11 protein-coding genes and 1 riboswitch are annotated in these 12,229 nt (G+C 51.1%); of the genes, 5 read left to right on the top strand and 6 right to left on the bottom strand.

The window, feature by feature from the left end:
- Positions 1 to 196: 196 nt before the first annotated feature.
- Positions 197 to 376 carry a hypothetical protein gene (locus tag I8U19_RS10110; protein WP_033100038.1) on the top strand — a complete coding sequence of 60 codons (180 nt, stop codon included), beginning with the start codon at positions 197 to 199 and terminating at the stop codon, positions 374 to 376.
- Positions 377 to 438: 62 nt separating this feature from the next.
- On the top strand, positions 439 to 792 hold the full coding sequence (locus tag I8U19_RS10105; RefSeq protein ID WP_198055835.1) for a L,D-transpeptidase: 354 nt from the start codon (positions 439 to 441) through the stop codon (positions 790 to 792).
- Between the two features lie 308 nt (positions 793 to 1,100).
- On the opposite strand, the gene I8U19_RS10100 is transcribed toward I8U19_RS10105, so the two are convergent.
- Positions 1,101 to 1,493, bottom strand: coding sequence for a hypothetical protein (locus tag I8U19_RS10100; RefSeq protein ID WP_033100036.1), 393 nt, complete (start codon positions 1,491 to 1,493; stop codon positions 1,101 to 1,103).
- 63 nt (positions 1,494 to 1,556) lie between these two features.
- Complete coding sequence (locus I8U19_RS10095; protein WP_198055834.1) at positions 1,557 to 2,540, bottom strand: alkaline phosphatase family protein; 984 nt, start codon at positions 2,538 to 2,540, stop codon at positions 1,557 to 1,559.
- A gap of 114 nt (positions 2,541 to 2,654) precedes the next feature.
- On the opposite strand from I8U19_RS10095, the gene I8U19_RS10090 reads away from it, so the two are divergent.
- A complete protein-coding gene (locus tag I8U19_RS10090) occupies positions 2,655 to 2,819 on the top strand; it encodes a hypothetical protein (protein WP_160173813.1) in 165 nt (54 codons plus the stop codon).
- A gap of 75 nt (positions 2,820 to 2,894) precedes the next feature.
- Here I8U19_RS10090 and I8U19_RS10085 read toward each other — a convergent pair whose 3' ends face one another.
- The gene (locus I8U19_RS10085) at positions 2,895 to 3,854 is read right to left on the bottom strand and encodes a 4-hydroxy-3-methylbut-2-enyl diphosphate reductase (RefSeq protein ID WP_033100035.1); all 960 of its coding nucleotides are present in this window, start codon (positions 3,852 to 3,854) and stop codon (positions 2,895 to 2,897) included.
- A 184-nt stretch (positions 3,855 to 4,038) separates the two neighbouring features.
- Here I8U19_RS10085 and I8U19_RS10080 point away from each other — a divergent pair, with 184 nt between their 5' ends.
- Positions 4,039 to 4,473: a hypothetical protein gene (locus I8U19_RS10080; protein WP_198055833.1), complete on the top strand. Its 435-nt coding sequence runs from the start codon at positions 4,039 to 4,041 to the stop codon at positions 4,471 to 4,473.
- A 467-nt stretch (positions 4,474 to 4,940) separates the two neighbouring features.
- The gene (locus tag I8U19_RS10075) at positions 4,941 to 5,114 is read left to right on the top strand and encodes a hypothetical protein (protein WP_160173812.1); all 174 of its coding nucleotides are present in this window, start codon (positions 4,941 to 4,943) and stop codon (positions 5,112 to 5,114) included.
- Positions 5,115 to 5,327: 213 nt separating this feature from the next.
- On the opposite strand, the gene I8U19_RS10070 is transcribed toward I8U19_RS10075, so the two are convergent.
- The 3 genes from I8U19_RS10070 to I8U19_RS10060 all read right to left on the bottom strand — a co-directional run bounded on the left by I8U19_RS10070 (position 5,328) and on the right by I8U19_RS10060 (position 12,224).
- Positions 5,328 to 7,199 (bottom strand): bifunctional homocysteine S-methyltransferase/methylenetetrahydrofolate reductase, encoded by a 1,872-nt coding sequence (locus tag I8U19_RS10070; protein WP_198055832.1) that lies wholly within the window; start codon positions 7,197 to 7,199, stop codon positions 5,328 to 5,330.
- 14 nt (positions 7,200 to 7,213) lie between these two features.
- On the bottom strand, positions 7,214 to 10,600 hold the full coding sequence (gene metH, locus I8U19_RS10065) for a methionine synthase (protein WP_232337256.1): 3,387 nt from the start codon (positions 10,598 to 10,600) through the stop codon (positions 7,214 to 7,216).
- 135 nt (positions 10,601 to 10,735) lie between these two features.
- Positions 10,736 to 10,844, bottom strand: a riboswitch (SAM riboswitch).
- Positions 10,845 to 10,898: 54 nt separating this feature from the next.
- Positions 10,899 to 12,224, bottom strand: a complete 1,326-nt coding sequence (locus tag I8U19_RS10060) for a helix-turn-helix domain-containing protein (RefSeq protein ID WP_198055830.1) — start codon at positions 12,222 to 12,224, stop codon at positions 10,899 to 10,901.
- Positions 12,225 to 12,229: the final 5 nt, after the last annotated feature.

Raw genomic sequence — 12,229 nt, 5'->3', positions numbered from 1 at the left:
TTTGTTATACGAACGAAATTATAAAAAAATCCAGAATTTATTTGTTCCTTATGTGTAATTTTTATTTTCACAGGGTAGAATAGAAGCGAGATGTTCTTTTTAAAGGTCCCGCATGGGGGGCATGATTCTTCCCGGAACAGCATTTATGCCATAACCGGGGCTTTTTCGCAGAAACCTCTTCCCAGGGGGGGAATCTATGTATTTGACACCTCATGAGCGCAACCTTATTATCCGTGCTCTGACGAAAGTTTTGGAAACGGAACCCCCGTATGCACGGGCGGATGAATACAAAAAATTGCTGGATCGGCTGAAAAGTGCGCAAGAGCGGGATGAGGATACTTTGTTGGAATTTGATTTCAATCTGGATGACGGATAACACCGCGTGAGAACCAGTCACTCTTTCTCTCCATAAGATATGGCGAAGGAGTGATTTTTTCTATGGCTCACATCGTGATCAGGTTGTCCCGATTCCGCCTTTACCTGTACAGAGACTCTCAATTAATCAAGTCCTATCCGATCGGCATCGGCAAGGTGGCGACCCAAACCCCCCAAGGTGTTTACACGATTGTCAACAAAGTTCCTTATCCTTACTCCTACCCCGGCGGTCCCCTCAGTCCGTTCGGCACGCTGTGGATGGGTCTTTCCCGCCCTCACTACGGCATTCACGGCACCAACCGCCCTTCCTCCATCGGCAAACGCGTCTCCAAAGGCTGCATTCGCATGCACAACCGCGATGTGGAAGACTTGGCACGCTACGTCGGAATCGGCACAAAAGTGATGATCCTCCCTTGACCGCTCCCAATGCCTCCAGTCGGGAATCACAAAAGAAACAAGATTTTCCCCGATCCGTGATCTCAAATGCGGAAATTTCTGCCCGAGAACCCGCGGCCCTTTGAACTGCCATTTCGATTGCTTTAAACGTTTCCTGAACACTCATCGTCCATTGCCAGTTTTACAATGAAGATTAGATAGTGTGAAAAAAAGAGAGCGAAAATCGGTCAGGCTGACAGGAGGGAGAAGGCAACTCATTCCCTTGCCTGACACTCGCTCTCGTTCCAAGGCTGAAGCAGGAATTTTCTTGCCCCGAAGATATAATGGTGTTACCAGCCTGCTCGCGGATGGCGCTTCAGCGAAATCCCGCGAAATAAAAAACAGGGTTTCAGATCCTCCGTCTCTTTCAGGTGCTGCGCAGTCACGAGGAGTGAAAATTTGCCACGGGCCCGATCATCGTTCAATAAGATTCCGGCATGTTCCCTGGCAAAGGCAATCGCATATTCCCTGCCTTCCTCCAAACGAAAACAAAAAAGATACGCATCGTTGGCACGATCGTACATCCACGTATGTTCGTACCCGGAAACGGACTGCTTCAGTTCATCCGACCATTCCGGCACCGACAACACCAGCACCGGCGCTCCCTCTTCCTGCAATTTCATCCATCCTCCGTCCTCCGGGATCGCGGCTTCTCTTATTCTCGGAATATATCGTTTGCTCATCATCATCCTCCATCTGTGAAAGTTTTCTGTGAGACCGGCATCCTGAAATCATCCCTTAAAGAGTTAAATGCCTTCCCTGTTCTTCTGCCTCTCCACCAATCGGTGCAGCAGCGGGACAATGCAAGTCAGATCCCAGCCGGGTACCTGCTCCTCATCGACTGCTCCCACATCGCCGATGATCAGGGTGGGAACCGGATTCTCGGTATGGACGGAAATGCGCAAATCTTCGCTGTTCCCGTGATCACTGACCAAGACGATGGTATCACCTTCGGGGCGCAAGCGAACCAGCTCCCCCAAAAAACGGTCATAGGTTTCCACCACATAGGAAACAAGGTCAGCGTCATGTTTGTGCCCGGCCCGATCGCTCAAAAAATATTCGTGAATGACCAGATCATAATCCCTCGCGATTCCCCACAGATGCCTTGCCGCTTGTTCCGGGGCAATCTCTTCAATTTCCGGTATGAACGATTTCAGCGTGCGGCGGGTGAGATCATGATAAACCGCCCGTCCTGATTTCAGATCCTCCAAATAGCGAAACGGCTCTCCCAGTGAACGGATGGCCGCGGTGGTCACGGAAACCCATCCCCTTTTCGTGGCCGGACGCTCAAAATATTCTTTGGTATACGAATTGGCAAAGGTCGCTTTCCAGCCTTTTCGTTGAAATTGGAGGTAAATATTGTCCGCTTCGACCCATTCCCGCAAACGCTTAAACGGATAACCGCTCATATGTTTTCCCATTGCCGCCGGTGCGTTTCTCCCGGTAAAAATCGCCGCCTGACCGGTGGCGCTCTGCGGCAATCCGTCAACCCCCAGCTTCGCATCGGTCTTCAGGAGCCTGACCTCTCTCCCGTGCTTACCAACCGCCTCCCCGGTCAATGGCTTTCCGCCTAACAGGGAACGCATGTGCAAAGCGTGCTGTGCCCAGGGATTATGATCCGCATCGTCTCCCAAGCCAACCCCATCAATAAACAGCATAATGACTGCGATTTGTCTCCACCTCCGATTCAAAAAAGCATGTACTGTCATTGTAACAAAAGCTGCAACCATTTTGGCTGAACCCCGGTGGCTGAGGTGACATCTTCATCCAAACCGTTTTTTTGTTAAAACATGGGTTAAATTTTATTTTTTTGAACATACTACAACTAGGAGGTGTGTTCCAAGATGTATTACGTCATCAAGGATTCTGACAAATTGCCACCATCCATAATCCATGAGGATAACTACTTCGCATGGTATAACCCGATGAAAAAGGACCATCGGGTCGAATTTCGCGGCACGATGAATCAGTGCTATGATTTTATGGCTTCCCGCTATCCCAAGCGGTGAATTTCTCCCACTCACAAAATTGACAGAATAATGGAACATGAGTTTTTAAAAAAAACCGGAGACCTCTGTCCCGGTTTATTTTTTGTTCCCATGTTTTTTCTCCCGGACCGGAGGAAGAATCCGGCGAAGATCCACTTTTCGTTCCGGTTTCCAAGTCATGGGATCATTTTCATCAAACTGCTCGAGAAATTGGATCACTTCACGTGTGATTGGGGTCGGCGTCGAAGCACCGGCGGTTACGCCAACAATTTTTTTTCCTTTTAACCAATTGATATCGATTTCGGAAACATCGGAGATGCGGTGCGCTTCCACCCCGGCGATTTTCTCGGCGACCTGGGCGAGACGGTTGGAGTTGTTGCTGCGCGGGTCACCGACAACCAGCACCAAATCCGTCCCTTTGGCCTGCTGTGCCACCGCTTCCTGCCGCAGCTGCGTTGCCAGGCAGATCTCATTGTGAATCTCAACGGTCGGGAATCGTTCCCGCACCTTATTCATAAGGTTGGCCGTATCCCACTGGCTCATCGTCGTCTGATTCGTCACCAGCAGTTTATCCGTATCAAAATGAAGCTTTTCGATATCTTCTTCCCGCTCGATCAAATGGACATGGCCGGGTGCCACCCCCATTGCCCCTTCCGGCTCCGGGTGTCCGTGCTTGCCGATATAGATCACTTCATAGCCTTCAGCAACCTTCTCACGAATCAGGTCATGGGTGCGAGTGACATCGGGACAAGTGGCATCGACAATTGTGAGGCCTTTTTCCCTCGCTCTGCGGCGAACTTCCGGAGAAACTCCGTGAGCAGTAAAGATAACCGTTCCTTTATCCACTTTCTCCAAGATTTCCAACCTGTTTTCCCCGTCTAAAGTGATGATTCCTTCTTCTTCAAACGCCTCAACGACATGCTTGTTATGCACAATCATTCCCAAAATATAAATCGGACGCGGAAGATCAAGGTTCTTTGCCGCTTGCCGTGCCAGAACCATCGCATCGACCACTCCGTAACAATAGCCGCGCGGTGTGATTTTTACTACTTCCATTGCTGATTCCTCCTGACCCCGTATCACCTTCTGGCCCGAGGTTTAGTCTCTCCTATTATAGCTTATTATCAAAATTCGACCAAGGGACGCACATCTCTGCTCAAAGATAGGCTGGTACACCAGGTACATCTATACCAGACCATTCATAATATACACTGTCATCATGAAGAGAGGATGTGAGTGTATGACGGAGAGAAGACCAGTCAAACCGATGCAGCCCGTTACTCCGGCACCGGCGGAATCATCCGCTCGCCCGGCTCCACCCACCGAACCGGCCAAACCATACAAACCGATGCCGAAGCCACCGATGCCGCCGGTCATGCCGTTGCCGCAACCACCTGTGACCTTGCCAACCCATATGTACTGCGATCCTCAGATGCTGCGCCAACTCTATCACCAAATGAAAATTTGCCACCGATATGAACGGGAAATGCTCAAATGGTATATGCGCTATTGCGCGGGAACTCGCCGCCGTCCGTTTTTCGGCGCCCCCTGTGACTCCTGCCGGGAATCTTCAGCTTTCGGTTCATCCTACCACCGACCCCACTCTCCCTTTCACCACCATCCCGGCTACTATGAATCCTCTTCATCCAGCCGGTATTGGGAAAGCTCAAGCTAGATTTTACTCCTGTTCTCCCTCCCCATACCCGTCAGGGGAGGTTTTGCTTATTGAACAAAACCCACAAAATGCGGGGAAAGCGATTATTTTGCCGAATTCTTAATCCGTTCGCGAATATACAATGCAGCGAGAATAAAAGAAATAATCATGAAAAATATTAACAGTCCGGGTGATTCCAAGCTGTTACTATACATTGGTTGAACTCCCTCCTGCGCCACATGTGTTTTCACTTTAATCTTACTGGAAATCGGCACCGGGTTGCTCCCATATTCGCACAATTACATGAAAAAAGCAGGATGCTTTCACTCGTTGCGGCACCCGAGGTTCCTCGATGTCAAAAATCCCTCCGTTCCGTCCTGATCCGGGAATAATTTTGTCTAATGAACAGGTAATTTGACTGATTATGTCGACCGGGAGGAAATCAGGGTCATGATTGTCAAATAACCTGTTTAAAGGAGGGACGGATGGTGACTAACCGAGTTGGGCAAGCAAAAACAATCGCTGAAAGGCGTCTGAGTTACAAATACCGTGTCTTGCAACGGCGGGTTCGTCCCGCGGTGAAACGAGCTTTTCTCAAGATCGCAAGAGAGATGTTTCTCGACCAGCTCTCCCGCGGTGTCTCCATCAAAAAGAAGGATTAAGCGTTTAACCAATGCTCTTTATTGTTTTCCATCATTCCATGAAAACAGGGGACACAAAATTTGCGCCCCCTTTGCATAGATGAAGCATCTGCTTTTCAGCATCGCTTCATTGCCTTTCTCTCTCCGTTTTGATTTTGGTTTTGGAAATCTGAACTGCCTCCCCTTCCGGGCGGCAGTTTTTTTTGAAGCTGTGGCGGCAAGACATGGCCATTTTTATCTGCTGGCGAGTTTCCTCCGGGCCTGCTGATCTCTCAAGCGGATAAACCGGGTTAATTCTTCCGTCATCCTCCAGTATGAAAAGGGAGTAATAAGATATATTCCGGGAAACTTATCCAAAATCACTTCCAGCAGCTCTTTCGCCACCTGAATCCCTTCTTCTCTCCCCGCCTCTTTGTTGTCTTTCGTCGCTTCCATCCGTTTCAACACCGATTCCGGGATCTTGATTCCCGGCACCTCATGATGGAGGAAAAGCGCATTGCGGTAGCCGATTAAAGGCATCACCCCGATGAATACCGGGATGCCGATCCCCTTGGTCGCTTCATAAAGATTAAGGGCCCCCTGCTCGTCATAAACCGGCTGGGTCATGATAAAATCCGCACCCGCCTCCACCTTTTTCATCAGCCGCTTCACTGCCGCATCCAGATTGCGCACATGGGGATTAAAGGCTGCTCCCACCACAAAGCGCGCTTTCTGCTTCAGCTTTCTCCCCGAAAAAGAAATACCTTCATTCAGCTGCTTCACCATGCGGATCAGTTCGATCGAAGACAAGTCATAAATGGAGCTGGCCCCCGGCAAATCGCCGATCCGTGTCGGGTCCCCCGTAATCACCAGAATCTGATCGATCCCCAATGCATGAATGCCCATCAAATGTGACTGCTGGCCCAACAGATTCCGATCGCGACAGGCGACATGCAGAAGCGGATCAATGCCAAGGCGATCCCGTAAAATTGCGCCCAAAGCCAAATTGCTCATCCTTGCCGTCGCCAGGGAATTGTCGGCCATCGTGATCGCATCCACGCCGGCGCGGTGGAGCCGTTCAGCCCCAAGCAAAAACTGAGAAATGTCCAGATCTTTCGGCGGATCAAATTCGCAAATAATGGCCCGGCCGCTTTTCACCTTATCGACGACATGGGGATTGGACCGTGCGCGAACGGCAATCGATTCAACCGCCCCGTCATAAATGGCATCGGAAGAAGGGTTTGTCCGTTTTACCTTTTCTCTCCCCTCCAAAGCCGCCGCCAGTTTGCGGATGTGATCCGGAGTCGTCCCGCAACATCCCCCGAGAAGACTGACACCCTGATCCACCAGAAGATGGGCAGTTTCCTCAAAATAATCCGGCGAAGACTTGTAATGAAGCTTTCCTTCGCTCATGCCCAGCCGTCCGGCGTTGGGAAAGGAAGTGAGGATCATCCCCTCAGGCACGATCGTTTTTTCCAGCGCGCGCAAAATCTCCATCGGTCCGAGCCGGCAATTGAGCCCGACTCCATCGGCCCCCCGTTCCGCCAGAAGCCCGAAAGCCTCTGTAAGCGTATAGGCATCCCTGGTTCTGCCTACTTCCAGCATGGAGAGTTGAGCGATGATCGGCAATGAGGTGAGCGGACGGATCACCTCGACCGCCAGCAAGATTTCCTTCAAATCCAAAAAGGTTTCCAGCAAAATGCCGTCCACTCCGGCCAGCAGCAGCGCTGTCGCCTGCTCTTCATACATCGCGCGATATTCCTCTTCATCAAACACCGGAACCCGCCCGGCGCAAATCGAACCGATCGCCCCGATCACATAAGCATCATCCCCGACGGAATCGCGCGCGATCTTGACAGCTTCCCGATTCATCCGAATCACTTTGTTGTCCAGCCCATAGCGGGTTAACCGCTCACGGTTTGCCCCGTAGGTGTGCGTTTCAATCACCCGCGCTCCCGCTTCGTAATAAGCCTGATGCACTTCGCTGATCAGGGAGGGGTTACTGAGCACCAGCTCTTCAGAGCAATGGCCGATCGAAACTCCCAGCTGGTACAGGTAAGTGGTAAGGGCTCCATCCCCCACGATCAAAGAAGACTTCAGCTGTTCCAGCAGCCCCGGTTTGCGCATTTCTCTTTTCCTCCTTACCTCGCATTAAAATATCTGGCTTCCGGATGGGCAAATACCATGGCAGAGACGGAAGCTTCCGGTTCCATCATAAAACCGTCCGTTAAAGCGACACCGATTTGTTCCGGTTTCAGCAAGCGGAACAGCTTAGCCTGATCCTCCAGATCCGGGCAGGCCGGATAACCGAACGATACGCGAATCCCTTGATATTTTGCGGCGAATCTCTCTTTCATTGTCATCGAAGCAGGATCGGGAAAGCCCCAGACCTTGCGCATCACCTGATGCAAATGCTCGGCAAACGCCTCTGCCATCTCCAGGGCGAGCACCTGCAAAAGATGGGAATCGAGATAATTGCCTTGATCTTTCCATCTTTCGGCCAATTCACGCACATTGCCGCCGGCTGTCACTGCCAAAAACCCGACATAATCCATCTCTCCCGATTCAACAGGGCGAACGTAATCAGCCAGACAAAGATAGGGCGATGCTGTCTGCCGTGGGAAAGAAAAGCGTTCAAGCACACGGGAGGGATCGGCCGGGTCATAGATGAGAATATCATTGCCAACCGATTGCGCCGGGAAAAACCGGTACATCCCCTGCGGTTTCAAAAGCCCTTCCCGTGCAGAGCGATCAATCAGGTGATCCACATATTGTTTTAATTCAACCGCCTTCTCATTTCCCGACCGGAGCAATTGTTCGACGTTGCCGCTGAGGCCAAGGTGTTTGCCCAGAAGCATTTGTTCATTGATATACGGACGCAAATGGGAAAGCGGGTAATCACGGTAAATGTGCTGCTCCAAATCCGGCGGGACAAAAATCGGCGCCTTGCGGTCAACACTGCTTTTCACCAGCGTCATGGTAACCGCTCCCGCTCCAGATTCGCCTGCTTTTGCCTGTGCTGCCCGCTGCTTCTCGTTTAACTCCGACCGGAGGCGAATCCGCTCTTCCGGATTCATCAAACGATTGGCCAGTTCCAGACCGTTCATGGCATCTTTGGCGTAAACAACTGCCCCATCGTATTCAGGGGCAATCCTCGTTTCCGTAAACTTGCGGGTGAGCGCGGCCCCTCCCACCAAAATGGGCACATTGATATTGGCCTTTTTCAAATCCTGTGCTGTGACCACCATCTGCTGAGCCGATTTTACCAGCAGCCCGGACAGCCCGATCAAATCGGGTTTCTCTTTCCAATAGGTCTCAATCAATTGCTGTGGCGGCACTTTGATCCCCAGATTGATCACTTTGTAACCATTGTTGGCCAGAATGATCTCCACCAGGTTTTTCCCGATATCGTGCACGTCGCCTTTGACAGTGGCCAGCATGATCGTCCCCCGGGTGTGCGTTTCCACCTGATCCATATGCGGCTCAAGATAGGCGACCGACGCTTTCATCACTTCCGCGCTTTGCAGCACTTCGGCGACGATCAACTGATTGTCGTTAAAAAGGCGTCCCACTTCATCCATGCCGGCCATCAATGGGCCGTTGATAATATCGAGCGGGGAGTATTTGGCCAAGGCCTGATCCAAATCCTCAAACAACCCGTCTTTGCTCCCTTCGACGACATATCGGGCCAGCCGCTCTTCCAGGGTGAAGTGTTCCAGGGGTTGTTTTGCTTCCACTTTCTTCGAGCGGTAAAAAGAGGTGAACTCAGCCAAAACGGCATCATAGTTTTCATGATTGGTCTCAAAGAGCAACCGCTCCGCCAGACGCTTCTCTTCATCCGGGATCGAAGCGTAGCGTTCCAACTTTTCCGTATTGACGATCGCATAGTCAAGTCCGGCTTTGGTACACTCATAAAGAAAGACGGCATTCAGCACTTCGCGCCCGGCTGCCGGCAACCCGAACGACACATTGGAGATCCCGAGAATGGTCGAACACGACGGCATCGCTTCCTTAATCCGCCTGATTCCTTCCACCGTCTCCCTGGCCGATCCGATGTATTGTTCATCGCCCGTCCCCACCGGAAATACGAGAGGGTCAAAGATGAGATCCTCAGGCCGCAGTCCATGCCGCTTGACCAGCAAATCAAAGGAACGTCGGGCCACCTCCAATTTTCGCTCTGCCGTGACCGCCATCCCCTCTTCATCAATCGTGCCGACGACAACCGCGGCGCCGTAACGATGAATCAGCGGAACCACTTCGTTAAACCGCTTTTCCCCTTCCTCCAGATTGATCGAGTTGATGATCGCTTTTCCCTGAGAATATTGAAGCGCCCGTTCAACCACTTGTCCATCGGTCGAATCGATCATGAGCGGGGCTTTGATCTTCTTCGTCACAAAAGAGAGAAAGCGCTCCATATCCTGAAGTTCATCCCGGTCGGGATCGGCCAGACAAACGTCGATCACCTGTGCTCCGCCCTTCACTTGCTTGCGGGCGATTTCCGATGCCTCTTCATACTTGCCCTCAATGATCAACTGCTTAAATTTGCGCGAACCGATCACATTGGTTCTTTCCCCGACGAGTATCGGCCGGTTGTCCTCTTCCAGATAAACGGGTTCAATTCCCGAGACTGCCGGAAGATAGGAAGGAACAGGCCGGCGCGGTTTCTTGTCCCGCAGCGCCCCGGCAATCGCCCGGATATGATCGGGGGTGGTCCCGCAACAACCACCTGCCAAATTGAGCCAGCCCGCCTCGGCAAACTCCGCCAGCTTCCGGGCCAGCTGTTCCGGCGTTTCCAGATAGTTGCCGTTCTCATCCGGCAGCCCGGCATTGGGATAACAGCTGACCGCAGCCTGCGACAACCCGGACAGCGTACGGATGTGATCCGTCATAAATTCGGGACCGGTCGCACAATTCAACCCGACAGCCAATGGATTCAAATGTTGGATCGAAAGGTAAAACGCTTCGATGTTCTGCCCGGCCAGCATCGTGCCCATCGGTTCGATCGTGCCGGAAATGATCAGCGGAACCTGTTTTCCCGTCTCGGCAAAAGCCCGCTGAATGCCGATTCCGCCAGCCTTTACATTAAGCGTGTCCTGCGAGGTTTCCAGGAGAAGCAGATCAACACCGCCCTCGATCAACGCCTTGGCCTGAAGATAATACCCTTCCGTCAGCTGCTCAAAGGTTGTTCCCCCGGTAACCGACAATGTTTTGGTCGTTGGCCCCATCGCTCCGGCCACATAGCGCGGCCAATCCGGGGTAGACCATTGATCCCGCGCTTCCACGGCGAGACGGGCCGCAGCCAGATTGATCTCTTCCGTGCGCTGCTCCAATCCGTATTCGGACAAAACCGTTGGTGTCGCTCCGAATGTATTGGTTTCGACGATATCGGCTCCGGCTTCATAGTAAGCTTCATGAATCGAGCGGATCACATCGGGGCGCGTCAGGTTCAACATCTCATTGCAACCGTCCCATTCCTCTCCGCCGAAGTCTTGCGCTGTCAGGTTCGCCCGCTGCAACATGGTCCCCATCGCACCGTCAAGAATCAAAATCTTCTCTTGCAATCGTTTGTGAATCGCTGTTTTTTCCACAATGTCCACATCCCTGTAAAAAATAAAAACACCTTCATCTCCGAAAGATGAAGGCGTGTGTTTGCCAGGTTATTGCTCTCATCTTTCAGAGAAGGTCCTCTCTGCTGGAATTGGCACCACATTGGATTAACCAACAGGTTGCCGGGCTTCTTCGGGCCAGTCCCTCCGCCACTCTGGATAAGAGATCTTTTTAATTATTTAAATAATATATAAATGATTTCGTTTTATGTCAACTCATTTAAAAGAATAATTCTTCTTTCTCCATCTCTTTTTTGGCGCGATACATTTTCTCGGTCGCATCTTTGAATCCCTCAAGATCCCCCATTTCTTCACAGCAATCGGCCAATTCATAATAAATCAGATAGATTCGCTTTTTAAATTTATATTTCACTGCCACTTGAACTGCCCGTTTAAAATACTCAACGGCATCCGTATAGTGCTTCATCTTCTTCATCAGTTGCCCCAGCATCAGCAAGGCGGTACTCTTCTCAAAGGGATCATGCGACTTTTCGGTCCAGCCGAGCGCCTTCTCCAGCACTTCGCGAGCCTCGTTAAATTTGCCCTGCAACATGTATATATGGCCCAGGGAACAATGAACGCGGACAACCTCATCTTTATTGGAAACATGATCACTTAATTCAAGGAGAAACAAAAAGCAGGATTCAGCATCCTCCAGCTGGGAAATCTCCTTGTACGACGTACCCAAAATGTTCCACAGACGGAACATCTCATCATAATCTTTGCTGGACATCGCCATCATCGCCCCTTCACGGGCATAACGGATGGCATCATGGTACATCTTCATCCGTCTTAACAGCCCGGCTTTCAGCGAATACATCTGGATGACCATCTCTTTGTTCTGGATCTCGGATTGATACTGCCAAAGCTCGTCGAGATTCTTAAGCGCTTCATCAATCCGGCCTAGTTTCTCCAGATAGATCACGCGGTTCAGGGACAGCTGAAACTGAATTTGCTCCGGGCTTTCGTTTTGCTCCCGGCATGCTTCCAGACCGCGTTCCACATATTTCAGCGCCTGTTCATAATCCTTGTGGGTTGCGCGGCACTGTGCCAGACCGCAATAGCTCACCGCTTCCAGATTGCTTTTGGGAGAGTAGGGGTCCTGATAGGCAAGGCGAATCGCTTCGCTCAGTTCCCTTTCGGCTTTGCGCCAATCCTTTTTGGCTGCGTAAATTCTGCCCTTTAAATAATGAATGGTCGCCTGGTGCCGGGAAAACGTTTCCTCCGAAATATTGGATAACAGTACTTGCGCCCGTCCGGGATTGCCCAGTCCGATCATCGTCTCGATCGCCGTAAACTTTACCTGCATACTTTCCAAGCTTTCGCTGTCTTTTTCGATCATTTCAGGAATTTCACTTAAATCAAGACCTAATTTACTCATTAAATACAAAACTTTATCTTTATTTACATGGGGAACCCCGCGTTCGATATTGCTGATCGTCGCCGTGGAAATATGCTCATCAGCCAGGTCCTCGAGCCGCAAGCCACGTTCTTTGCGCACTTTACGGATGAATTTGCCAATTTCACTCATTTCAATCACATTCATCGGCG

Origin of the sequence: Thermoactinomyces sp. CICC 10523 (assembly GCF_016055105.1) — a bacterium.
Classification (GTDB): Bacteria; Bacillota; Bacilli; order Thermoactinomycetales; family Thermoactinomycetaceae; genus Thermoactinomyces_A; species Thermoactinomyces_A daqus.
The sequence above is the reverse complement of the archived record's forward strand: the minus strand, read 5'-3'. Positions and strand labels throughout refer to the sequence as shown.

What these genes read in the sequence shown, in the direction of transcription:
- I8U19_RS10110 (WP_033100038.1), top strand. Translation starts at nt 197, where the DNA reads ATGTATTTGACACCTCATGAGCGCAACCTTATTATCCGTGCTCTGACG.
- I8U19_RS10105 (WP_198055835.1), top strand. Translation starts at nt 439, where the DNA reads ATGGCTCACATCGTGATCAGGTTGTCCCGATTCCGCCTTTACCTGTAC.
- I8U19_RS10100 (WP_033100036.1), bottom strand. Translation starts at nt 1,493, where the DNA reads ATGAGCAAACGATATATTCCGAGAATAAGAGAAGCCGCGATCCCGGAG.
- I8U19_RS10095 (WP_198055834.1), bottom strand. Translation starts at nt 2,540, where the DNA reads ATGGTTGCAGCTTTTGTTACAATGACAGTACATGCTTTTTTGAATCGG.
- I8U19_RS10090 (WP_160173813.1), top strand. Translation starts at nt 2,655, where the DNA reads ATGTATTACGTCATCAAGGATTCTGACAAATTGCCACCATCCATAATC.
- I8U19_RS10085 (WP_033100035.1), bottom strand. Translation starts at nt 3,854, where the DNA reads ATGGAAGTAGTAAAAATCACACCGCGCGGCTATTGTTACGGAGTGGTC.
- I8U19_RS10080 (WP_198055833.1), top strand. Translation starts at nt 4,039, where the DNA reads ATGACGGAGAGAAGACCAGTCAAACCGATGCAGCCCGTTACTCCGGCA.
- I8U19_RS10070 (WP_198055832.1), bottom strand. Translation starts at nt 7,199, where the DNA reads ATGCGCAAACCGGGGCTGCTGGAACAGCTGAAGTCTTCTTTGATCGTG.
- metH (WP_232337256.1), bottom strand. Translation starts at nt 10,600, where the DNA reads ATGGGGACCATGTTGCAGCGGGCGAACCTGACAGCGCAAGACTTCGGC.
- I8U19_RS10060 (WP_198055830.1), bottom strand. Translation starts at nt 12,224, where the DNA reads ATGAATGTGATTGAAATGAGTGAAATTGGCAAATTCATCCGTAAAGTG.